This is a genomic window from Pseudomonas sp. R3-18-08 (assembly GCF_003852065.1).
Lineage (GTDB): Bacteria > Pseudomonadota > Gammaproteobacteria > Pseudomonadales > Pseudomonadaceae > Aquipseudomonas.
The window spans coordinates 3,480,092-3,503,534 of sequence record NZ_CP027729.1 but is presented as its reverse complement, the minus strand read 5'-3'; the positions used below and the strand labels follow the sequence as shown (position 1 = coordinate 3,503,534).

Annotated in this window: 20 protein-coding genes; all 20 read right to left on the bottom strand. The window is 61.1% G+C overall.

Translation table 11 applies throughout. The features are described from left to right. Positions 1 to 45: 45 nt before the first annotated feature. Positions 46 to 1,899 carry an NADH-quinone oxidoreductase subunit L gene (nuoL, locus tag C4J92_RS16010; protein ID WP_124404549.1) on the bottom strand — a complete coding sequence of 618 codons (1,854 nt, stop codon included), beginning with the start codon at positions 1,897 to 1,899 and terminating at the stop codon, positions 46 to 48. Continuing rightward, positions 1,896 to 2,204 (bottom strand): NADH-quinone oxidoreductase subunit NuoK, encoded by a 309-nt coding sequence (gene nuoK / locus C4J92_RS16005; protein ID WP_003174727.1) that lies wholly within the window; start codon positions 2,202 to 2,204, stop codon positions 1,896 to 1,898. Before nuoK ends, nuoL begins: the two co-directional genes overlap by 4 nt. A gap of 2 nt (positions 2,205 to 2,206) precedes the next feature. After that, positions 2,207 to 2,710, bottom strand: coding sequence for an NADH-quinone oxidoreductase subunit J (gene nuoJ, locus C4J92_RS16000; protein ID WP_065884950.1), 504 nt, complete (start codon positions 2,708 to 2,710; stop codon positions 2,207 to 2,209). A 9-nt stretch (positions 2,711 to 2,719) separates the two neighbouring features. Further along, on the bottom strand, positions 2,720 to 3,268 hold the full coding sequence (nuoI, locus tag C4J92_RS15995; protein ID WP_003174725.1) for an NADH-quinone oxidoreductase subunit NuoI: 549 nt from the start codon (positions 3,266 to 3,268) through the stop codon (positions 2,720 to 2,722). Positions 3,269 to 3,279: 11 nt separating this feature from the next. Next, entirely contained in the window at positions 3,280 to 4,287 is a 1,008-nt protein-coding gene (gene nuoH / locus C4J92_RS15990) for an NADH-quinone oxidoreductase subunit NuoH (protein ID WP_003174724.1), read from the bottom strand. Next, positions 4,284 to 6,998: an NADH-quinone oxidoreductase subunit NuoG gene (nuoG, locus tag C4J92_RS15985; RefSeq protein ID WP_124371076.1), complete on the bottom strand. Its 2,715-nt coding sequence runs from the start codon at positions 6,996 to 6,998 to the stop codon at positions 4,284 to 4,286. Before nuoG ends, nuoH begins: the two co-directional genes overlap by 4 nt. A gap of 136 nt (positions 6,999 to 7,134) precedes the next feature. Continuing rightward, complete coding sequence (nuoF, locus tag C4J92_RS15980; RefSeq protein ID WP_057024316.1) at positions 7,135 to 8,493, bottom strand: NADH-quinone oxidoreductase subunit NuoF; 1,359 nt, start codon at positions 8,491 to 8,493, stop codon at positions 7,135 to 7,137. Continuing rightward, the gene (nuoE, locus tag C4J92_RS15975; RefSeq protein ID WP_124404548.1) at positions 8,490 to 8,987 is read right to left on the bottom strand and encodes an NADH-quinone oxidoreductase subunit NuoE; all 498 of its coding nucleotides are present in this window, start codon (positions 8,985 to 8,987) and stop codon (positions 8,490 to 8,492) included. The genes nuoF and nuoE overlap by 4 nt, the downstream gene beginning before the upstream one ends. A gap of 2 nt (positions 8,988 to 8,989) precedes the next feature. Then, positions 8,990 to 10,774, bottom strand: a complete 1,785-nt coding sequence (gene nuoC, locus C4J92_RS15970; RefSeq protein ID WP_124367419.1) for an NADH-quinone oxidoreductase subunit C/D — start codon at positions 10,772 to 10,774, stop codon at positions 8,990 to 8,992. Positions 10,775 to 10,845: 71 nt separating this feature from the next. Further along, positions 10,846 to 11,520 carry an NADH-quinone oxidoreductase subunit B family protein gene (locus C4J92_RS15965; RefSeq protein WP_124367418.1) on the bottom strand — a complete coding sequence of 225 codons (675 nt, stop codon included), beginning with the start codon at positions 11,518 to 11,520 and terminating at the stop codon, positions 10,846 to 10,848. A 10-nt stretch (positions 11,521 to 11,530) separates the two neighbouring features. After that, positions 11,531 to 11,944, bottom strand: a complete 414-nt coding sequence (locus tag C4J92_RS15960; protein WP_003192109.1) for an NADH-quinone oxidoreductase subunit A — start codon at positions 11,942 to 11,944, stop codon at positions 11,531 to 11,533. A 1,109-nt stretch (positions 11,945 to 13,053) separates the two neighbouring features. After that, positions 13,054 to 14,379: an isocitrate lyase gene (gene aceA, locus C4J92_RS15950; protein WP_124404547.1), complete on the bottom strand. Its 1,326-nt coding sequence runs from the start codon at positions 14,377 to 14,379 to the stop codon at positions 13,054 to 13,056. A 177-nt stretch (positions 14,380 to 14,556) separates the two neighbouring features. Then, positions 14,557 to 15,294 (bottom strand): secretin N-terminal domain-containing protein, encoded by a 738-nt coding sequence (locus C4J92_RS15945; protein WP_124404546.1) that lies wholly within the window; start codon positions 15,292 to 15,294, stop codon positions 14,557 to 14,559. 218 nt (positions 15,295 to 15,512) lie between these two features. Then, positions 15,513 to 15,935, bottom strand: coding sequence for a GNAT family N-acetyltransferase (locus C4J92_RS15940; RefSeq protein ID WP_124363296.1), 423 nt, complete (start codon positions 15,933 to 15,935; stop codon positions 15,513 to 15,515). Then, on the bottom strand, positions 15,928 to 17,094 hold the full coding sequence (locus tag C4J92_RS15935) for a cupin domain-containing protein (RefSeq protein WP_124404545.1): 1,167 nt from the start codon (positions 17,092 to 17,094) through the stop codon (positions 15,928 to 15,930). The genes C4J92_RS15940 and C4J92_RS15935 overlap by 8 nt, the downstream gene beginning before the upstream one ends. A gap of 84 nt (positions 17,095 to 17,178) precedes the next feature. Then, positions 17,179 to 18,549, bottom strand: coding sequence for an adenylosuccinate lyase (gene purB / locus C4J92_RS15930; RefSeq protein WP_124363294.1), 1,371 nt, complete (start codon positions 18,547 to 18,549; stop codon positions 17,179 to 17,181). Between the two features lie 125 nt (positions 18,550 to 18,674). Next, entirely contained in the window at positions 18,675 to 19,298 is a 624-nt protein-coding gene (gene hflD / locus C4J92_RS15925) for a high frequency lysogenization protein HflD (protein ID WP_017137510.1), read from the bottom strand. Continuing rightward, positions 19,295 to 20,419, bottom strand: coding sequence for a tRNA 2-thiouridine(34) synthase MnmA (gene mnmA / locus C4J92_RS15920; RefSeq protein ID WP_124404544.1), 1,125 nt, complete (start codon positions 20,417 to 20,419; stop codon positions 19,295 to 19,297). Before mnmA ends, hflD begins: the two co-directional genes overlap by 4 nt. Before the next feature lie 59 nt (positions 20,420 to 20,478). After that, positions 20,479 to 20,925: an NUDIX hydrolase gene (locus C4J92_RS15915; RefSeq protein WP_124363292.1), complete on the bottom strand. Its 447-nt coding sequence runs from the start codon at positions 20,923 to 20,925 to the stop codon at positions 20,479 to 20,481. 222 nt (positions 20,926 to 21,147) lie between these two features. Continuing rightward, on the bottom strand, positions 21,148 to 23,373 hold the full coding sequence (locus C4J92_RS15910) for an NADP-dependent isocitrate dehydrogenase (protein ID WP_124371065.1): 2,226 nt from the start codon (positions 23,371 to 23,373) through the stop codon (positions 21,148 to 21,150). Positions 23,374 to 23,443: the final 70 nt, after the last annotated feature.

Sequence of the window (23,443 nt, the reverse complement as noted above, 5' to 3'; positions counted from 1 at the left end):
TTTCCTTTCGCAAGTTCGCAAAGTACGCAGTGCACTTAAACATAGTCAGACCGCTACCACGACGATGGCGCCGATCACCAGCACGGCACCCACTGCCATGGACGCCGCATACCAACGCAACTGGCCGGTCTCGCTGCGGCTCAAGGCGGTGTGACCGGCCTTGGCGGCGCGCGGGATCAAACCGATGGTCTGGTCGAGCGGGTCTTTGCGCAGCACGTGGCTGATCGCAAGGTAAGGTTTGACGAACAGTTTGTCGTAGATCCAATCGAAGCCCCAGGCAGCGAACCACCAGGCCGACAGGAAGCGGCCGATACCGCTGTTGGCCACGGCGCTGACGAAGCGACGCTTGCCGAGGAACAGCAGGGCCGCCAGCAGGATACCGGCGATGGCAATGGCGCCGGAGGCGATTTCCAGGCTGTGCTTGGCTTCGCCGCCGGCATGGCCGACGCTTTCCGGCAGTACACCGGCCAGTGGCGGGGTGATCAGGGCGCCGATGAAGGTCGACAGGATGATCAGCACCGACAGTGGCAACCAGTGGGAGATGCCGTGGCCTGCGTGCGCTTCGGTCTTGGCTTCACCGTGGAAGGTGATGAAGATCAGGCGGAAGGTGTAAAGCGAGGTCATGAACGCACCCACCAGGCCCGCGTACAGCAGGTTCTGGTTACCGCTGGCAAAGGCTTCCCAGAGGATTTCGTCTTTGGAGTAGAAACCGGCGGTCACCAGCGGCAAGGCGGCCAACGCGGCGCCACCGACGATGAAGCTGGCGTAAGCCAACGGCAGTTTCTTCCACAGGCCGCCCATCTTGAAGATGTTCTGCTCGTGGTGGCAGGCAACGATCACCGCACCGGAGGCCAGGAACAGCAGGGCCTTGAAGAAGGCGTGGGTCATCAGGTGGAAGATCGCCGCGTCCCAGGCGCCGACGCCCAGGGCCAGGAACATGTAGCCGATCTGGCTCATGGTCGAGTAGGCGAGGATGCGCTTGATGTCGGTCTGCACCAGCGCGGCGAAACCGGCCAGTACCAGGGTCACGCCGCCGACGATGCCTACCAGATGCAGGATGTCCGGCGCCAGGGTGAACAGGCCGTGGGTACGCGCGATCAGGTAGACACCGGCGGTCACCATGGTCGCGGCGTGGATCAATGCCGACACCGGGGTAGGACCGGCCATCGCGTCCGCCAGCCAGGTTTGCAGCGGCAGTTGCGCGGATTTACCCACGGCGCCGCCCAGCAGCATCAGGGTGGCCAGGGTGATCCAGAAATCGCCGACCTGGAATTTCTGCGGTGCCAGCACCAGCAGTTCCTGGATGTTCAGCGTGCCCACCTGTTGGAACAGGATGAACAGGCCAATCGCCATGAACACATCGCCGATCCGCGTGACGATAAACGCCTTGAGTGCTGCGTTACCGTTGTTGCGGTTGCTGTAGTAGAAACCGATCAACAGGTACGAGCACAGGCCCACGCCTTCCCAGCCGAAGTACAGGAACAACAGGTTATCGCCGAGCACCAGGAACAGCATGCTGGCGATGAACAGGTTGGTGTACGAGAAAAAGCGCGAGTAGCCCGCTTCACCGCGCATGTACCAGGACGCGAACAGGTGGATCAGAAAGCCTACACCCACCACCACGCCGAGCATGGTGATCGACAGGCCGTCGACGTAGAGGGCGAAGTTGGGCTTGAAGCCTTCCACCGACATCCACTGCCACAGCACCAGGGTGTAGTGACCGCCTTCCGGCGGCGCCACGTTGAATTGCCAGATGACGTAGGCGGCCACAATGGCCGACAGGCCAATCGAGCCCACGCCGATCAGGGCCGAGAGGTTTTCCGACCAGCGTCCGCGAGAGAACGACAGCAGCAGGAAACCGATCAGGGGAAATACGAAAGTCAGAAAGATCATGTTCATCCGCGCATCTCACTGGCAGCGTCGATATCAAGCGTGTGGAAGCGACGATACAGTTGCAGCAGGATCGCCAGGCCGATACTGGCCTCGGCGGCTGCCAGGCTGATCACCAGGATGAACATGACTTGTCCATCCGGCTGGCCCCAACGCGCACCCGCCACGATGAACGCCAGTGCGGCAGCGTTCATCATGATTTCCAGGCTCATCAACACGAACAGAATGTTACGGCGAACCATCAGGCCGACCAGGCCAAGGCAGAACAGGATGCCGGCGACCGCCAGACCATGCTCCAAAGGGATAGCAGGCATCGTCATTGCTCCTTGGCTTCGTTGCGGCCCAAGTGGAAGGCGGTGATGGCTGCGGCGAGCAGCAGCATCGACGCCAGTTCGACTACCAGCAGGTACGGGCCGAACAGGCTGACGCCCACGGCTTTCGCGTCTACGGTGGTGTGGCCGATGGCCTGGCCGCTCTGGTGAGCGAACAGCACATACAGCAGTTCACCCAGCAGCAGCGCTGCCAGCACAACCGGGCCGAGCCAGATGCCGGGCTTGAGCCAGACGCGTTCCTGGGCGACCGAGGCCGGCCCGAGGTTGAGCATCATCACCACAAACACGAACAGCACCATGATGGCGCCGGCGTAGGCGATCACTTCCAGCACACCGGCGAACGGTGCGCCGAGGGCGAAAAAGGTCATGGCCACGGCGATCAGCGAAATGATCAGGTAGAGCAGGGCGTGCACGGGGTTGGTGTTGGTGATCACGCGAAGCGTGGACACCACTGCAATACCCGATGCGAAATAGAAAGCGAATTCCATCTTTCTTCCTTAAGGCAGCAAGCTCTTCACGTTGATCGGCTCGGCTTCGTTTTGTGCGGCGCCCTTGGGCTTACCGGCAACGGCCATACCTGCAACACGATAGAAGTTGTAATCAGGGTTTTTACCGGGACCGGAAATCAAAAGATCTTCTTTCTCGTACACCAGGTCCTGACGTTTGAACTCGGCCATCTCGAAATCCGGCGTGAGCTGGATCGCGGTGGTCGGGCAAGCTTCCTCGCAGAGGCCGCAGAAAATGCAGCGCGAGAAGTTGATACGGAAGAAGTCCGGGTACCAGCGACCGTCTTCGGTTTCAGCTTTCTGCAGGGAGATACAACCCACCGGGCACGCCACGGCGCACAGGTTGCAGGCTACGCAACGCTCTTCGCCATCCGGGTCGCGGGTGAGCACGATGCGGCCGCGATAGCGCGGCGGCAGGTATACCGCTTCTTCCGGGTATTGCAGGGTGTCGCGTTTGCGAAAGCCGTGACCGAACACCATCACCAGGCTTCGCAACTGGGTACCGGTACCCTTAACGATGTCGCCAATATATTTGAACATGGGTCAAATCCTCACTGAACCGCGGCTGCTGGCGTGTTCAACAACACGACGGCGGCCGTCACCAGCAAATTGATCAGGGTCAGCGGCAGGCAGAATCTCCAGCTGAAATCCATCACCTGGTCATAGCGCGGGCGCGGAATCGAGGCGCGCAGCAGGATGAACAGCATGATGAAGAACGCGGTCTTCAAGAAGAACCAGAAGAAGGCCAACTGCGGCAGGATGCCGAACGGACCGTGCCAGCCGCCGAAGAACAGCGTGACCAGCAGGGCCGAGATCAAGATGATGCCGATGTACTCACCGACGAAGAACATGCCCCATTTCATGCCGGCATATTCAATGTGGTAACCGTCGGCCAGTTCCTGCTCCGCTTCCGGCTGGTCGAAGGGGTGACGGTGAGTCACGGCCACGCCGGCGATGAAGAAGGTGCAGAAGCCAAAGAACTGCGGAATGATGAACCACAGGTTCTGGGCCTGGTACTCGACGATATCGCGCATGTTGAACGAACCAACCTGCACCACGATGCCCATCAGCGCCAACCCCATGAACACTTCATAGGAGACGGTCTGCGCCGAGGCACGCAAGCTGCCCAGCAGGGCGAACTTGTTGTTGCTCGACCAACCGGCGAACAGCACCGCGTACACCGACAGGCCAGCCATGGCGAAGAAGAACAGCAAGCCGATGTTCAGGTCGGCCACGCCCCAGGTCGGGGTGATCGGGATGATCGCAAAGGCGATCAGCAAGGCGCTCATGGCCACGACCGGTGCCAGGGTGAAAATCACCTTGTCGGCAAACGGCGGGGTCCAGTCTTCCTTGAAGAACATCTTCAGCATGTCGGCAGCGATCTGGAACATGCCGAACGGGCCAACGCGGTTCGGACCGTAACGGTCCTGCCACCAGCCCAGCAGGCGACGTTCGACGAAGCTGAGCAGGGCGCCCGCGACGACCACGGCCAACAGGATCACGATGGCCTTGACGACCGAGATGATCACGTCGATCACTTCAGGGGTGAACCAGGTCATTGCGCTGCCTCCTGCAGACCGTCAACGGTTTGGCCAAAGATCGCTGGAGGAATACCGGCGATGCCTTTAGGCAGTGCAACCAGGCCGGCACCCAGCTCTTCGTTGATGCGCAGCGGCAGACGCAAGGTCTGGCCGGCCACGTTCAGGCTGAGCAGGGCACCGTCGTTGACGCCCAGGCGGTCGGCTTCGGATTTGGCCAGGGCCACGTAGGCGGTTGGAATGCGTTCTTGAACCGGCGCGGCCTTGGAAGAAGTCTCTTCGCTGCCGAACAGGTGGAAGAACGGCACCACCTGCCAGGTACCCGGGGCCGGGTTGAACGGACGCGGTACGGCAGCGAACCAGTTCAGCGAGTCACCGGTGCTTTCGATCAGGCGGGTGCCCGGGTCGCCAGCGCGGATATGCCCACCGACTTCGTCCTGGAACTTGTTCCAGGCCTGCGGCGAGTTCCAGCCCGGCGACCAGGCGAACGGCACCTGCTGACGTGGTTCGGCCGAACCCGAATAGCCTTCCATGGAGAAGGCGAACGCGGTGTCGATGTCTTGCGGGGTCCGCGGTTCATGCACGCTGATGTCAGCGCGCATGGCGGTACGACCGGAATAACGCAGCGGTTCACGGGCCAGTTTCAGGCCCTTGATGCGGAACGAGGCGGACGGGGCAGCATCGACAATCCGCGCCAGCTGCGGTGCGCTTGCAGCGGTAGCGGCGGTGACGTGGTCGAGCTGGGTCCAGTCGATCGGCTGGTTCAGCAGGGTTGCGCGCAGGGCATGCAGCCAGCGCCAGCCTTCGTGAACCAGGATGCTGGCGTCCATGTACTTCGGATCGAACACCTGGAAGAAGCGCTGGGCGCGGCCTTCCTGGCTGACCAGGGTACCGTCGCCTTCGGCGAAGGTGGCCGCTGGCAGCACCAGGTCGGCACGCTCGCTGGTGGCGGTCTTCTGGTGGTCGGCCACGATCAGCACCTTGGCGGCGTTGAGCGCAGCGTCAACCTTGGCCGCGTCGGTGCGGGTGTACAGGTCGTTTTCCAGAACCACGATGGCGTCGGCGTTGCCGTCGGTCACCGCCTGCAGGGCGGCGTCCAGGGATTCGCCACCGAGCATGGCCAGGCCGAGGCTGTTGGCTTCCGGTACCACCAGGCTGATGGAACCGTTCTTGTCGCGCAGTTTCAAGGCCTTGGCGATGTTGGCGGCGGCTTCGATCAGCGCCTTGGAACCCAGCGAGGTGCCGGCGATGATCAATGGGCGTTTGGCCGCCAGCAGGGCGTCGGCGATGCGCTGGGCCAGTGCCACGGCTTCAGCGTCCAGGCCGTCGACGGCAGGCGCGCTGGCGTCAAGGGCGTGGGCCACGGCGAAACCGATGCGCGCCAGGTCGTCCGGTGCGGCGTGGACGCATTCTTCGGCGATGTCGTCGAGCTTGGTTTCAGCCAGGGAGGCGATAAACAGCGGGTTCAGCGCGTGCTGGCCGATGTTTTTCACTGCGGCGTCGAGCCAAGGCTGCACGCGCATGGCGTCGGCCATGGCTTCGGCCTTGCCTTTGACCGACTGGCGCAGCGACAGCGCGATACGCGCGGCGGTCTGGGTCAGGTCTTCACCGAGCACGAAGATTGCATCGTGATCTTCGATGTCGCGCATGTTCGGCACCGGCAGCGGGCTGTCGTTCAGCACTTGCAGGACCAGGCGGATGCGCTCCAGCTCGCCGGCTTCGATACCGCTGTAGAAGTGCTCGGCGCCGACCAGTTCGCGCAGTGCGAAGTTGCTTTCGAGGCTGGCGCGCGGCGAACCGATACCGACGATATTACGGCCACGCAGCAGGTCGGCGGCTTTATCCAGCGCCGCGTCCAGGCTCAGCTTGGCGCCATCGGCCAGCAGTGGCTGGCGCGGGCGGTCTTCGCGGTTGACGTAGCCATAGCCGAAGCGGCCACGGTCACACAGGAAGTACTGGTTGACCGAGCCGTTGAAGCGGTTTTCGATACGACGCAGTTCACCGTAGCGCTCGCCCGGCGAGATGTTGCAACCGCTGGAGCAGCCATGGCAGATGCTCGGGGCGAATTGCATGTCCCACTTGCGGTTGTAGCGCTCGGAGTGGGTCTTGTCGGTGAACACACCGGTCGGGCAGACCTCGGTGAGGTTGCCGGAGAATTCGCTTTCGAGCACGCCGTCTTCAACACGACCGAAGTACACGTTGTCATGGGCGCCGAATACGCCGAGGTCGGTGCCGCCGGCGTAGTCCTTATAGAAACGCACGCAACGGTAGCAGGCGATGCAGCGGTTCATTTCGTGGGAGATGAACGGGCCGAGGTCCTGGTTCTGGTGGGTACGCTTGGTGAAGCGATAGCGGCGCTCGTTGTGGCCGGTCATCACCGTCATGTCTTGCAGGTGGCAGTGTCCGCCTTCCTCACAGACCGGGCAGTCGTGGGGGTGGTTGGTCATCAGCCATTCGACGACACTGGCGCGGAACGCCTTGGACTCATCATCGTCGATGGAAATCCAGGTGTTGTCGGTGGCTGGGGTCATGCAGGACATGACGATACGACCACGGGTGTCGTTTTCGTCGGTGTACTGCTTGACCGCGCACTGGCGACAGGCACCGACGCTACCGAGCGCGGGGTGCCAGCAGAAATACGGGATGTCGAGGCCGAGTGACAGACATGCCTGTAACAGGTTGTCTGCCCCATCGACTTCGAGCGCTTTGCCGTCTACGTGGATAGTGGCCATGGTTCAAAGTTCTTCGTTGGCCCGTTGTCAGCGGGCGTGGCTAATGGAATCTTGTTATTCATGTGCATCTACACAGCCATCAAGGCGTCCGCACATGAGAAAAGCGAAGGGCACGAACCCTTCGCTTTTTTAAGCGTTACGCACCGACCATGGTCGGTGATACCACCTGAGTGAGTTCGCCCGCGCGGGTTGGCGCGATGCCGGCCTCGAATTCAGGGCGGAAGTATTTGATTGCGCTGCCCAACGGCTCCACGGCGCCCGGTGCGTGAGCACAGAAGGTCTTGCCTGGGCCGAGGAAACCGACCAGCCCGAGCAGCGTTTCGATGTCACCCTCGCGGCCTTCACCGTTTTCCAGGGCCATCAGCAGCTTGACGCTCCACGGCAGACCGTCACGGCACGGGGTGCAGAAGCCGCAGGATTCACGGGCAAAGAACTGCTCCATGTTGCGCAGCAGCGAGACCATGTTCACCGTGTTGTCCACCGCCATTGCCAGGCCGGTACCCATGCGGGTGCCCACCTTGCCGATGCCGCCGGCATACATCTGTGCGTCGAGGTGCTCGGGCAGCAGGAAACCGGTGCCGGCGCCGCCTGGCTGCCAGGCTTTCAAGGTGTAGCCATCGCGCATGCCGCCGGCGTAGTCCTCGAACAGCTCGCGCGCGGTCACGCCGAACGGCAGTTCCCACAGGCCCGGGTTCTTGACCTTGCCGGAGAAGCCCATGAGCTTGGTGCCCATGTCTTCACTGCCTTCGCGGGCCAACGATTTGTACCAGTCGACGCCGTCGGCGATGATCGCCGGCACGTTGCACAGGGTCTCGACGTTGTTCACGCAGGTTGGCTTGCCCCACACGCCCACGGCGGCAGGGAAGGGCGGCTTGGAGCGCGGGTTGGCGCGGCGGCCTTCGAGGGAGTTGATCAGTGCGGTTTCTTCACCGCAGATATAACGCCCGGCGCCGGTGTGCACGAACAGCTCGAAGTCAAAACCCGAACCGAGGATGTTCTTGCCCAGCAGGCCCGCCGCCTTGGCTTCGGCCACGGCACGGTTGAGGTGCTTGGCGGCGGTGGTGTATTCACCGCGCAGGAAGATATAGCCACGGTAGGTTTTCAGCGCGCGGGCACTGATCAGCATGCCTTCGATCAGCAGATGGGGCAGTTGCTCCATCAGCATGCGGTCTTTCCAGGTGTTGGGCTCCATTTCATCCGCGTTGCACAGCAGATAGCGGATGTTGATGGATTCGTCTTTGGGCATCAGGCCCCACTTCACGCCCGTGGGAAAACCTGCGCCGCCACGGCCTTTGAGGCCGGCGTCTTTCACGGTCTGGACGATGTCGTCCTGGGCCATGTCGGCGAAGGCTTTGCGCGCGGCTGCATAGCCGTTCTTGGCCTGGTACTCGTCGAGCCACACGGGCTCGCCGTCGTCACGCAGGCGCCAGGTCAGCGGGTGGGTCTCGGCCGAACGCTTGATCAGGTTGGCCGGGCCGAAAGATGTCAGGGTCATGGGTAGCCCTCGAGCAATTGGGTCACGCCAGCAGGCTGCACGTCACCGAATGTGTCGTCGTCGATCATCAACGCCGGCGCCTTGTCGCAGTTGCCCAGGCAGCACACCGGCAGCAGCGTGAAGCGGCCGTCGGCGGTGGTCTGGCCCAGGCCGATGCCCAGCTTGGCCTGGATTTCGCTGACCACGGACTCGTGGCCACCGATGTAGCACACCATGCTGTCGCACACGCGAATGATGTGGCGGCCGACCGGCCGGCGGAAGATCTGGCTGTAGAACGTCGCCACCCCTTCAACGTCGCTGGCCGGGATGCCGAGGATCTCGCCGATGGCGTAGAGGGCGCCGTCCGGCACCCAGCCACGTTCCTTCTGGACGATCTTCAAGGCTTCGATCGACGCCGCGCGCGGGTCTTCGTAGTGATGCAGCTCGTGCTCAATGGCCGAGCGCTCGGTTTCACTCAAGGTGAAACGGTCTGTCTGGATAAGCGTGCTGTTCATGCTTAGCGGTCCACGTCGGCCATAACGAAATCGATACTACCCAGGTACGCAATCAAGTCCGCGACCATCTCGCCTTTGATCACCGAAGGGATCTGCTGCAAGTGCGGGAAGCTTGGAGTACGAATCCGGGTGCGGTAGCTCATGGTGCCGCCATCGCTCGTCAGGTAATAACTGTTGATGCCCTTGGTCGCTTCAATCATCTGGAAGGACTCGTTGGCCGGCATCACCGGGCCCCACGAGACTTGCAGGAAGTGCGTGATCAGGGTTTCGATGTGCTGCAGCGTGCGCTCTTTGGGCGGCGGCGTGGTCAGCGGGTGATCCGCCTTATACGGGCCGGCCGGCATGTTGCGCATGCACTGCTCGATGATCTTCAGGCTCTGGCGCATTTCTTCGACGCGCACGATGCAACGGTCGTAGGCATCGCCGTTGGCCGCCAGCGGCACTTCAAACTCAAAGTTTTCGTAGCCGGAGTAAGGGCGCGCCTTGCGCAAGTCGAAGTCCAGGCCGGTCGCGCGCAGGCTTGGGCCCGTGACGCCCCATTCCAGCGCTTCCTTGGTGTTGTACTGGGCGACGCCGATGGTACGACCCTTGAGAATGCTGTTGTCCAAGGCGGCTTTCTGGTATTCGTCCAGGCGCTTGGGCATCCAGTCGATGAATTCCTTGACCAGGCGTTCCCAGCCGCGCGGGAGGTCGTGCGCAACGCCGCCGATGCGGTACCAGGCAGGGTGCAGCCGGAAACCGGTGATCGCTTCGATCACGGTGTAGGCTTTTTGGCGGTCGGTAAAGGTGAAGAACACTGGCGTCATGGCGCCCACGTCCTGGATATAGGTACCCAGGAACAGCAGGTGGCTGGTGATGCGGAAGAACTCGGCCATCATGATGCGGATGGTGTCGACGCGGTCGGGCACCTTGATACCGGCCAGCTTCTCGACCGAGAGCACGTACGGCAGGTTGTTCATCACGCCGCCGAGGTAGTCGATGCGGTCGGTGTACGGAATGTAGCTGTGCCACGACTGGCGCTCGCCCATCTTCTCGGCACCACGGTGGTGGTAGCCGATGTCCGGTACGCAGTCGACGATTTCTTCACCGTCCAACTGCAGGATAATACGGAAGGCACCGTGGGCCGAAGGGTGGTTCGGGCCCAGGTTAAGGAACATGTAGTCCTCGTTGGTGCCGGAGCGCTTCATGCCCCAGTCTTCCGGGTTGAAGCGCGCAGCTTCTTCCTCAAGCTGTTGCTTGGCCAGGGTGAGGCTGAAAGGGTCGAACTCGGTGGCGCGCGCCGGGAAGTCCTTGCGCAGCGGGTGACCTACCCAGGTCGGTGGCATCATGATGCGGGTCAGGTGCGGGTGCCCCGGGAAGTCGATGCCGAACATGTCCCAGACTTCACGCTCGTACCAGTTGGCGTTCGGCCAGATTCCGGTGACGGTCGGTACGCTCAGGTCGCTTTCAGACAGGGCAACCTTGAGCATCACGTCGCTGTTACGTTCCAGCGACATCAAGTGGTAGAACACGGTGAAATCGGCGCCGCTCGGCAACCCCTGGCGCTTGGTGCGCAGACGCTCGTCCACGCCATGCAGGTCATAGAGCATGACGTAGGGCTTGGGCAGGTTGCGCAGGAAGGTCAGGACTTCGATGAGCCTGGCGCGGGCAACCCACAGCACGGGCATGCCGGTGCGGGTCTCCTGGGCGGTGAACGCCTCGGCGCCAAAACGGTTGTTCAGTTCGACGACCACGTCCTGGTCGTTTGCCTTATAAGGCGGGATGTACAGAGCACTGCCTGTAGTCATGGTTTTTTATCGCTTTCGGTCAACGTAAAGAATGAAGCCAGGTTTTCGTTCTATAAAAGAAGCGGGCTGGATCAGACTTCGTCGGGGCTGCGCAGGTTGGTGACTGCGATTCGCTGTTCGCGGCGCTGTTCCTTTTGGGACGGCATCTCGGCGCGGTACACGCCTTGATCACCGACGACCCAGGAAAGCGGGCGACGCTCCTTGCCAATCGATTCCTGCAACAGCATCAAGCCTTGCAGGAAAGCTTCGGGACGGGGCGGGCAGCCGGGCACGTAGACATCCACGGGGAGGAACTTGTCGACCCCCTGCACTACGGAATAGATGTCGTACATACCGCCGGAATTGGCACAGGCGCCCATGGAAATGACCCATTTGGGTTCCAGCATCTGTTCATACAGGCGCTGGATAATGGGGGCCATTTTCAGGAACGGCGTACCGGCGATAACCATGAAATCCGCCTGGCGCGGTGATGCCCGGATGACTTCGGCGCCAAAGCGCGCGATGTCGTGGGGCGCCGTGAAGGCGGTGGTCATTTCCACGTAGCAGCACGAAAGGCCGAAGTTGTACGGCCACAGGGAGTTTTTACGCCCCCAGTTGACCGCGCCGTTCAGCACGTCTTCCAGCTTGCCCATGTAGATGTTTTTGTGGACTTGGTCTTCTAACGGGTCGGAAACGGTTTCGCGTTCGCCGATGGGGTACTGCTCGTTAGGAGCGTCCGGGTTGATCCTGGTGAGATTGTATTGCATCGCCAAAGCCTCATTGTTTCAGCTTCGCTTGCCGCTTGCGACGAGCTTCCGGAGCCCAGTCAAGGGCGCCCACTCGGAACAGGTAGACAAGACCTGCCAACAGAATTGCTATGAAAACGAGAGCTTCGACGAATCCGGTCCAGCCGCTTTCGCGGACGGACACAGACCAGGCAAAGAGAAAGAGGGCTTCGATATCGAAGATCACGAAGAGCATCGCGACCAGATAGAATTTGGCTGAGAGCCGCAAGCGGGCGCCACCTGTAGGTAGCATGCCGGACTCGAACGGTTCGTTTTTGCTGCGGCCCCAGGCTTTTGACCCGAGGAGGCTGGAGACGCCGAGCATGAAAGCGCAAAGGCCTACAACACCGAGGAGGAAAATGGCAAAGCCCCAGTTGTGGGCCATGAGTCCTGTCGCGTCGGTCATGCTGGAAATCCTTAACAGAGAGCAAAGGTCTCTGAGCTCGAAAAAGTAACGATGCAGTGACGATATGTCGCACTGCAATCAATCGCGGTGATTTTATGGCTAAACACCTGGCAAGTAAAATTCCTGTGGCGAAATTATTCGATGGAATAAGCACATAGTGCACCTTTGTGGGGCTGTAGCCCTTGCAGCATGGGCATTAGCGGGCTTTTGAACAATTGCGTTTTGTTTGACCGGTAAGAAAGTTTTCATGGTTTAAATGATAATGAATATTGTTTGCGCAGGGTTTAAGCGAATGTTTCTCGTGTGGCGGGGGAAGTTGCCGTTACTTGTGTGATTGTCGCCGGTTGATGGAACGGATTTTGTAACCGATTTATCTGCAGCGAATACCGCTCTGGATCAAGGTTTTGCACAAAATCTTCAGGCTGATTGCATTCAATGTGGGAGGGGGCTTGCCCTAACGCAAGTCAGCTAAAGCGTACACCACCGTCTGTAGGAGCGAGCTTGCTCGCGAAAAACGTCAACGATAACGCGTGCTTTCTGAATGAACGCGGTGCCTGTGAGTTTTTCGCGAGCAAGGGCTAGCCGCCCGCCTCGCTCCTACAAAAGCCTTAACTGACTGGCATCAGGGCTTGCCCCCGATGGCGGTGGATCAGCAACAGATGTGCTGACTGACACTCAGCAATCGGGAGCAAGCCCCCTCTTATCAAACTTAAAATAACTCGCTGATTTTAAAGGATTAATTTTTCAGTTAAAAACTGAAATTTCACATTCAAAGATCGTTCCCACGCTCCTGCGTGGGATTGCAGCCCGTGACGCTCCGCGTCACCTGTGCGCAATCGCCGAAACTTGCAGCGCTTGGCGGGACGCGGAGCGTCCCAGGAGGCATTCCCACGCAGAGCGCGGGAACGATCACCTCAGCGCCAAGAATATTTGTAGGCGCCCCCAGTTTGCTGCGCGACAGCGCTACGTCGAAGAGGTAGTGGGGCCTCCCACAGTTGATCTGGGGTGTGACTGAAACAAAAAAACGCCCCGAACCAGTCGGGGCGTGATGTTGTGCGGCACTGCGGTTAGGTCTTCCCTGGGGCCGCAATGGCCGTGTACTCAGTCACTCAGTGGAACTGCTCTTCTTCGGTCGAACCGGTCAGCGCGGTCACGGACGAGGTGCCGCCCTGGATCACGGTGGTCATGTCGTCGAAGTAGCCGGTGCCCACTTCCTGCTGGTGCGCCACAAAGGTGTAGCCTTTGGCGGCGTCAGCGAACTCCTGCTCCTGCAGCTTCACGTAGGCGGTCATGTCGTTGCGGGCGTAGTCGTGCGCCAGGTTGAACATGCTGTGCCACATGTTGTGAATGCCGGCCAGGGTGATGAACTGGTGCTTGTAGCCCATGGCCGACAGTTCACGCTGGAACTTGGCGATGGTTGCGTCGTCCAGGTTCTTCTTCCAGTTGAAGGAAGGCGAGCAGTTGTAGGACAGCAACTGGTCCGGGTATTCCTTCTTGATCGCTTCGGCGAAGCGGCGGGCTTCGTCCAGGTCCGGCTTGGCGGTTTCGCACCAGATCAGGTCGGCATACGGTGCGTAGGCCAGGCCACGGGCGATAGCCTGGTCGAGGCCGGCGCGTACTTTGTAGAAACCTTCCTGGGTGCGCTCGCCCGTCACGAACGGTTGGTCGTGCGGGTCGCAGTCCGAAGTCAGCAGGTCGGCGGCGTTGGCATCGGTGCGCGCCAGGATGATGGTCGGCGTACCGGCAACGTCAGCGGCCAGGCGGGCAGCGGTCAGCTTCTGTACGGCTTCCTGAGTCGGGACCAGTACCTTGCCGCCCATGTGGCCGCATTTTTTCACCGAAGCCAGCTGGTCTTCGAAGTGCACGCCGGCAGCGCCCGCCTCGATCATGCTCTTCATCAGTTCGTAGGCGTTGAGTACGCCACCGAAACCGGCTTCAGCGTCAGCCACGATCGGCGCGAAGTAGTCGATGTAGCCTTGGTCGCCCGGGCCCTTACCGGCTTTCCACTGGATCTGGTCGGCGCGACGGAACGCGTTGTTGATGCGCTTGACCACGGTTGGCACCGAGTCCACCGGGTACAGCGATTGGTCGGGGTACATGGATTCAGCGGAGTTGTTATCCGCTGCCACTTGCCAGCCGGACAGGTAGATCGCCTGGATACCGGCTTTTACCTGTTGCACTGCCTGGCCGCCAGTGAGGGCGCCCATGCAGTTGACGAAATCTTTGTCGGGACGGAAGGACGGCTTGGCGCCTTGGGTGACCAGGTTCCACAGCTTCTCGGCGCCGAGTTTTGCAAAGGTGTGCTCGGGTTGGACCGAGCCACGCAGGCGGACGACGTCAGCAGCGGAATAAGCGCGGGTTACGCCTTTCCAGCGTGGGTTTTCAGCCCAGTCTTTCTCAAGGGCTGCAATTTGCTGTTCACGTGTCAGTGCCATGTAGATAAACCTCGTCGTCGCGTCTTGTAGGGTTCGAAGGCCCTTGCCAGGGCCCCTGATAAGCGGGAGCGAGGCCATCATGCACAGCCTTTTTGAGGGCGTCAAATGTTTTGTAGTGCTTTTTTTCAGGCACTACATATTTGTTCCGGGACGACTCGGCGGTCAGTTTTTGGTGCTTCAGTTCAGCGTGTCGACCTTGACCCGCAAAGTCAGGTCATCGCGGCCCTGAGTAGAGTAGCTGCGGGTTGTAGAGGATTTGTCGGCTTGGGTTTCGCGGTTGACGCCGGCCAGGGAGATCCACTCGCCCAGGCGCCCGCTGACGCTTGTGTCGGTACTTTGCACGTTCACTACATCGGGACGTTCCTGGCTCATGCGGTCACGGTTGGTGCTGATGGCGAGGTGAACGGTCTCGCCGGTGACGCTGGCGGTCACGTAGAAACCCTGGGTAACGTTGCGATACTGGGTCTGGTTCTGCAGGCGCCCGTAGCTGTCCTGCTGGGTGGTGGTCAGCGGTACGCTCTGGCCGACCTGGATCAGCGCGGGTACGCCTTCGCTGGCCTGGATCTGCTGGATGCCGCCATCGCGGCTGGTAGTGCCGTAGCTGATGATGCGGGTCTGGCTGTCGCCGCTGTTCTGCTGATTGTTTTCGTTGGTGTCGACGGTGATCAGCAGGCGCTTGGCAGGGGTGTCGAGTTGAGAGAGCAGGGTGCGCAGGTCCTGGATCTTGCCGGGGGCGGCGTTAATGATCAGTTGATTGCCGTAGGCACTCACGGTGCCGTCCTTGCCGATGAAGTTCTGCGCCACGGGCAGCAGGTCGGCGCTGCTGCGGTTGCTCAGGTTGATCACTTCGGTGTCGGCCATGGCCGATGCGCTGGCGGCCAGGAGGAGGGCGGTGAGCAGGGTGCGTAGGGACATGTCCGTTATCTCTGCGAGTCAAAAGCTGGATAGTGCCAGTTTGTCGGCCTGGCGGGTCGCAAGTTGAATACTAGACGGCAAAATGCCCTGGCAAGGCAGGGCATTTGGGGTGTTGCTGAAATAGCCATCGGGGGCAAGCCCCCTCCCACATTTTGACCTGTGAACCCAATCAAGTGTGGGAGGGGGCTTGCCCCCGATAGCAGCGCTGCGGTCTCGGCTCAGCCCTCGCGCACCATATCCACATGCGGAATCCCGACTTCAAGAAACTCATCACTGACAATCTTGAAACCCAGCCGCTCGTAGAACGGCGCCGCGTACACCTGCGCACTGAGGAACTGCCGGGTCTGGCCACGCTTCTCGGCTTGGCCGATCACCGCTTCCATCAGCTTGTCGCCGACTTTAAGCCCGCGCCAGTCCTTGAGCACCGATACGCGTCCGATCTCGCCGCTGGGCAGCAAGCGAGCGGTGCCAATCGGAAAGTCGCCTTCGAATGCCAGGAAATGCATCGCACCGGCGTCGTCCGCATCCCACTCCAGTTCAGGTGGAACCGATTGTTCAGCGATAAATACCGCTTCACGAATGCGCCGAATCTCGTCGATATCCTTTCGCCAGTCCGCGACACTTACGTGAATCTTATTCATCCGCAAACCCCAGGCTGCCTTGCTTGACCAGTTCGCACAGCAGGTCGCGACCGTCTTCGTCCGCCAGCCAAACGCCCAGATTTTCGTTGTGCAGGGCGTCTGCCGAGCACACCAGTTTCAACAGTTCGCGCAGTTTGCCCGGCAGGTAACGGCTCTGGCCGCTGGCGAACAGCAGCACATCGTCGTCCACTTCCGACCAGGCCATGCGCGCGCTCGGGTTGCGTACCAGGATCGCGCCGTCTTGCAGGCTGCTGATGAAATCGTCCTCGCCCAACTCTTCACCCGCCACCAGCTCCGGGTAGCGCGGTTCGGTCATGAACTGGCCGAACCAGGTCAGCAGCATGCGCTCGTCGCTCATGTGCTCGGCCAACAGGCTCTTGAGGCGGTCCAGGGCGTCGCTCTGGATCTGGTGCGGGTCGCTGACCGGTTGGGCGTCGGCGTCGGTGTAGCGCTCTTCGTCGGTCAGGTACTGGCTGAGGAAGTCGGTGAAGTGGGTCAGCACTTCGGCGGCGCTTGGGGCGCGAAAGCCCACCGAGTAAGTCATGCAGTCGTCTTCGGCGATGCCGAAGTGCGCCAGGCGCGGCGGCAGGTACAGCATGTCGCCCGGCTCGAGCACCCATTCGGCACTTTCTTCGAATTCGGCGAGGATGCGCAGGTCGGCGTGCTGCAGCAGCGCGCTTTCAGAACTGCACATCTGGCCGATCTTCCAATTGCGCTTGCCCTGGGCTTGCAGCAGGAACACATCGTAGTTGTCGAAGTGCGGACCGACGCTGCCACCCGGCGCCGCAAAGCTGATCATCACATCGTCGATGCGCCAGCTTGGCAGGAAGCGGAAATGCTCGAGCAATTCGGCAACTTCCGGCACGAACTGGTCGACCGCCTGCACCAGCAGCGTCCACTCGCGCTCGGGCAGGGTGCCGAAGGCGTCTTCGGCGAACGGGCCGCGACGCAGTTCCCACGGACGCTCGCCGTGTTTGATCACCAGGCGCGATTCGACTTCCTCTTCCAGCGCCAGGCCGGCCAGTTCGTCGGCGTCGATCGGGCTTTCGAAATCAGGGATGGCCTGGCGGATCAACAGCGGTTTTTTCTGCCAGTAGTCGCGCAGGAATTCCCGTGCCGTGATGCCGCCCAGAAGTTGAAGAGGGATATCAGGATTCATGTGTAACCTATTGAAAAAAAGCACTTTTAAGACAGGAATAAAAACGCCCGGCGCGGCCGGGCGTCTCAAAGGGTCGTGCGACGGTCAGATGCGCTTGGCTTGCTCTACAGCGTTACCGATGTAGTTGGCCGGGGTGAGCAATTTCAGCTCGGCCTTGGCAGCGGCTGGCATGTCCAGTCCATCGATGAAAGTTTGCAGCGCATCGGAGGTGATCCCCTTGCCGCGCGTCAACTCTTTGAGCTTCTCGTAGGGGTTTTCGATGTTGTAGCGGCGCATCACGGTCTGGATCGGCTCGGCCAGCACTTCCCAGCAGGCATCCAGGTCAGCGGCGATTTTCTGCTCGTTGAGTTCCAGCTTGCTGATGCCTTTGAGGCTGGCTTCGTACGCGATCACGCTGTGAGCAAAGCCCACGCCGAGGTTGCGCAGTACGGTGGAGTCGGTCAGGTCGCGCTGCCAGCGCGAGATCGGCAGCTTGCTGGCCAGGTGCTGGAACAGGGCGTTGGCGATGCCCAGGTTGCCTTCGGAATTTTCGAAGTCGATCGGGTTGACCTTGTGCGGCATGGTCGACGAACCGATTTCACCGGCAATGGTGCGCTGCTTGAAGTAGCCCAGGGAGATGTAGCCCCAGATATCGCGATCGAAGTCGATCAGGATGGTGTTGAAGCGCGCGATTGCGTCGAACAGCTCGGCAATGTAGTCGTGGGGTTCGATCTGCGTGGTGTAGGGGTTGAAGCCCAGGCCCAGCTCGTCTTCGATGAAGGCGCGGGCGTTGGCTTCCCAGTCGATCTCGGGGTAGGCCGACAGGTGGGCGTTGTAGTTGCCCACGGCACCGTTGATCTTGCCCAGTAATGGCACGGCGGCGACTTGAGCGATCTGGCGCTCCAGGCGGTACACCACGTTGGCCAGTTCTTTGCCCAGGGTGGTCGGCGAGGCCGGCTGGCCGTGGGTGCGCGAGAGCATCGGCACGGCGGCGAAACGGATCGCCAGCTCGCGGATGGCCTCGGCGGTCTGGCGCATCAGCGGCAGCATCACCTCATCACGGCCTTCGCGCAGCATCAGCGCGTGGGACAGGTTGTTGATGTCCTCGCTGGTGCAGGCAAAGTGGATGAACTCGCTGACCTGGGCCAGTTCCGGCAGCTTGGCCGCCTGCTCCTTGAGCAGGTACTCGATGGCTTTGACGTCGTGGTTGGTGGTGCGCTCGATCTCTTTCACACGCTCGGCGTGCTCCAGGGAGAAGTTTTCCGCCAGGGTGTTCAAGACAGCGTTGGCCTCGGCGGAAAACGCCGGCACTTCGCTGATGGCGGGGTGAGCGGCCAGGCGCTGGAGCCAGCGCACTTCAACCAGGACACGGGCACGGATCAGGCCGTACTCGCTGAAAATAGGGCGCAGGGCCTGGGTTTTGCCGGCGTAGCGGCCGTCAACAGGGGAAACCGCAGTGAGCGAAGAAAGCTGCATGGGGTGTTCTCGGACAGTCGGGCAACGAAATGGGGCGCGTATCATACATGAAAACATTCGCCGGTCCGTCGCCAACTGACCGGCGTATTACGCGTAACAGCTTGAAAAAAGTCTGCTGGTGCGACTTATTCGTTGCGCATCAACGGGTAAAGCTCTTTGAGCAATTTGCGTCGGCTGATCACCAGTTGCCAGCGATGGCCACCCAACTGGCGCCACAACCGCGCCGAACGAATACCCGCCAGAAGCAGGGCGCGGATTTTCGAGGCGTTGTTCGGTTGCTGCAGGTTGCGCATGTCGCCGTGCACCTGGATGCGCTGGCGCAAGGTGCTCAAGGTGTCCTGGTACAGCGCGCCACAGGCGGCGATCACGTTCTCGTGAGCCGGGCCGAAGTGCTCCACCTGGGACTGGATCTGCGGCAGGCGCTTGCCAATGGTTTCCAGCAGGTCGTCGCGCTTGGCCAATTGACGCTCCAGGCCGAGCATCGACAGGGCGTAGCGCAAGGGTTCGCGCTGCAGGGTGCTGGGGTCGCGTTCCAGGGCGCCGATCAGGGCGCGGTAACCTTCACGCAGCGCCAGGTCGTCGCCACCGTAGACTTCCAGGGTGTCCTTGGGGTCGCGGATCAGCAGGCTGCCGAGCATGCAGGTCAAGCCCGCCTCGGTGACCTGGCCGGTCTTGGCGATCTTGTCCACCAGCACCGCCGCAAGGAAAACCCCGCCCAGCGCGGTCAATTGCTCCTGGGTCGGGCTCATGCCGGGTTGCTCCAGGCTTGCGCAACTTCAATCACGCCGCCGCCCAGGCAGACTTCGCCGTCATAGAACACCACGGATTGGCCTGGGGTAACTGCGCGCTGCGGGTCATCGAAGGTGGCCCGGTAGCCGGTAGCGGTTTTTTCCAGGGTGCAGGGCTGGTCGCTCTGGCGATAGCGCACTTTGGCGGTCAGGCGGCGCGGGGTGCTCAGGTCGATCGGGTTGACCCAATAGATGTCTGAAGCGAGCAGGGCGCCGGAGAACAGCAAGGGGTGCTCATTGCCTTGGCCGACGATCAGCACGTTGTTTTCCAGGTCCTTGACCAGCACGTACCACGGCTCTTCGCCGGCATCTTTCAAGCCGCCGATGCCCAGGCCCTGGCGCTGACCAATGGTGTGGTACATCAGGCCGTGGTGGCGGCCGATCACTTCACCATCGGTGGTCTTGATCTCGCCCGGTTGTGCCGGCAGGTATTGCTTGAGGAAGTCGCTGAAGCGGCGTTCGCCGATAAAGCAGATTCCGGTGGAATCCTTCTTCTTGGCGGTGGCCAGGCCGTGTTGCTCGGCGATCCTGCGCACTTCGGGCTTTTCCAGCTCGCCCACCGGGAACAGGGTCTTGGCGATCTGTTCACCGCCCACGGCGTGCAGGAAGTAGCTCTGGTCCTTGTTCGGGTCCAGGCCCTTGAGCAGTTCGGTACGGCCATCGATATCGCGGCGGCGCACGTAGTGGCCGGTGGCAATCAGATCGGCGCCGAGCATCATGGCGTAGTCGAGGAACGCCTTGAACTTGATTTCACGGTTACACAGGATGTCCGGGTTCGGCGTGCGCCCGGCCTTGTATTCGGCGAGGAAGTGCTCGAACACATTGTCCCAGTACTCGGCGGCGAAGTTGGCGGTGTGCAGCTTGATACCGATCTTGTCGCACACGGCCTGGGCGTCCGCGAGGTCGTCCATGGCGGTGCAGTATTCCGTTCCATCGTCTTCTTCCCAGTTCTTCATGAACAGGCCTTCCACCTCATAACCCTGCTCCATGAGCAGAACGGCGGAAACGGAAGAATCCACGCCGCCGGACATGCCGACGATGACGCGCTTCTTTTGTGTGTCAGAAGGGGCTGGATCACGCATAGGGTTTCAACGGGTGTCTTGAAAAAGGACGCGATTCTAGCAGGCCTGGGCCCGCAAGGCTAAAGAGAAGGGCGGATCAATTCCAGGCTGTGACGCTGGCCGGCCAGATAATCATCGATACAGCGGATGATCAGCTCGCTGCGCCAGTCGTCGCGCAGTTCCATCAGTTCGTCACGGGTCAGCCAGCGGGCGCGCAGGATGCCTTCGTCGAGTTGGTACTCCGGGTGGTGTTTCAGGGCCTTGGCGATAAAGCAGACCCGTTGATAGGTCACTCCATTGCTCGGGGCTGTGTACAGGTAGATGCCGACGATGCCGGTGGCTTCGACGTCCCAGCCGGTCTCCTCGAGGGTTTCGCGCACCGCGGCTTCGGTCAGGGTTTCGTTCGGGTCCAGGTGGCCGGCCGGCTGATTGAGCACGGCGCGACCGCCCTTGAGTTCCTCGACCATCAGGAAACGGCCATTGTCTTCAACGATCGTGGCGACGGTGATGTGGGGGAGCCAGGTCATGGGATGCCTCTGGATTCAGGATACAACGCGCTCTTCAAGCAGAATTGCGGTCAGTGTGGGAGGGGGCTTGCTCCCGATAGCGGCGTGTCAGCCCCAATGTACTGGCTGACACACTGCTATCGGGAGCAAGCCCCCTCCCACATTTGGATTCGGTTTCGTCAGTTGAACGCTGGAAACAGAAACCCCGGCGCAGGGCCGGGGCTTCTTTGCATCCTTACAACCTTACTTCAACTTGGCAATCGCCGCATTCAGCGTGTTGCTTGGACGCATGGCCTTGCTGGTCAGCTCCGGGTTCGGTGCGTAGTAGCCGCCGATATCCACTGGCTTGCCCTGTACGGCGTTGAGCTCGGCAACGATGGTTGCTTCGTTCGCGGCCAGGGTCTTGGCCAGTTCGCCGAACTGCGCTTGCAGTGCCGTGTCTTCGGTCTGGGCGGCCAGGGCCTGGGCCCAGTACAGCGCCAGGTAGAAGTGGCTGCCGCGGTTGTCGATGTTGCCGACTTTGCGCGATGGCGACTTGTTGTTGTCGAGGAACTGGCCGGTGGCCTGGTCCAGGGTCTTGGACAGGACCAGGGCTTTCGGATTGTTGTACGTCACGCCCAGGTGCTCGAGGGACGCGGCCAGGGCCAGGAACTCGCCCAGGGAATCCCAGCGCAGGAAGTTTTCTTCCAGCAGCTGCTGCACGTGTTTCGGTGCCGAACCGCCGGCGCCGGTTTCGAACAGGCCGCCGCCGTTCATCAGCGGCACGATCGACAGCATCTTGGCGCTGGTGCCCAGCTCCATGATCGGGAAAAGGTCGGTCAGATAGTCGCGCAGTACGTTACCGGTCACCGAGATGGTGTCCAGGCCCTTGCGGGTGCGTTCCAGGGTGAACTTCATCGCGTCGACCGGGGCCATGATGCGGATGTCCAGGCCTTCGGTGTTGTGGTCTTTGAGGTAAGCCTGAACTTTCTCGACCACCACGCCATCGTGAGCGCGCTGCGGGTCCAGCCAGAAAATGGCCGGGGTGTTGCTGGCGCGTGCGCGGTTGACGGCGAGCTTGACCCAGTCCTGGATCGGCGCGTCTTTGGTCTGGCACATGCGGAAGATATCGCCGGCTTCGACGTTCTGTTCCATCAGCAGGTTGCCCTTGCTGTCGGTGACGCGGACTACGCCGTCAGCCTTGATCTGGAAGGTCTTGTCGTGGGAGCCGTACTCTTCGGCTTTCTTCGCCATCAGGCCAACGTTTGGCACGCTGCCCATGGTGGTGGGATCGAAGGCGCCATTGGCCTTGCAGTCTTCGATCACCGCCTGGTAGATGGTGGCGTAGCAGCGATCCGGGATCACGGCCTTGGTGTCGTGCAGTTGGCCGTCGGTGCCCCACATCTTGCCGGAGTCACGGATCATGGCTGGCATCGAGGCGTCGACGATCACGTCGCTCGGCACGTGCAGGTTGGTGATGCCTTTGTCGGAGTTGACCATCGCCAGCGAAGGGCGAGCGGCATAGACCGCCTGGATGTCCGCTTCGATCTGCGCCTGTTGCTCGGCAGGCAGGGCCTTGATGCGGGCGTACAGGTCGCCGATGCCGTTGTTCAGGTTGAAGCCGATCTGTTCCAGCACGGTCGCGTGCTTGGCCAGGGCGTCTTTATAGAACTCGGCAACGATCTGGCCGAACATGATCGGGTCGGAGACCTTCATCATGGTCGCTTTCAAGTGAACCGACAGCAGCACACCTTGTTTCTTGGCGTCTTCTATCTCGGCGGCGATGAACGCGCGCAGGGCTTTCTTGCTCAGTACGGCGGTGTCGATGATCTCGCCAGCCTGTACCGAGGTCTTTTCTTTCAGGACGGTGGCGGTGCCGTCTTGAGCGATCAGCTCGATTTTGACAGCGTCAGCGGTTTCGATCTGTACGGCTTTTTCGCTGCCGTAGAAGTCGCCATTGCTCATGTGGGCAATGTGCGATTTGGAGTCGGCAGACCAGGCGCCCATCTTGTGGGGATGCTTGCGTGCGTAGTTCTTGACCGACAGCGGTGCGCGGCGGTCGGAGTTGCCTTCGCGCAGGACCGGGTTCACGGCGCTGCCCTTGACCTTGTCGTAACGGGCACGGGTTTCTTTTTCCGCGTCGGTGGTTACGGTTTCCGGGTAGTCCGGCAGGGCGTAGCCCTGGGCCTGCAGTTCCTTGATCGCGGCTTGCAGCTGCGGGGTCGAGGCGCTGATGTTAGGCAGCTTGATGATGTTGGCTTCAGGCGTAACGGCCAGGTCGCCCAGTTCGGCGAGGTGGTCCGGGATAGCCTTGTCGCCCAGTTGCTCGGGGAAGCTTGCGAGGATGCGCCCGGCGAGGGAAATGTCGCGGGTTTCCACGGCAATATCAGCGGAAGCGGTGAAGGCCTCTACGATAGGCAGCAGTGAATAGGTGGCGAGGGCTGGGGCTTCGTCGGTGAAGGTGTAGATGATCTTCGAGCGGGTGGGCATATTCGGATTAACTCTCTTCTTTGCTGAAAGCGTGCGCAGAAACTCGAGATGCGCCGGGTGGAGCGCGTTC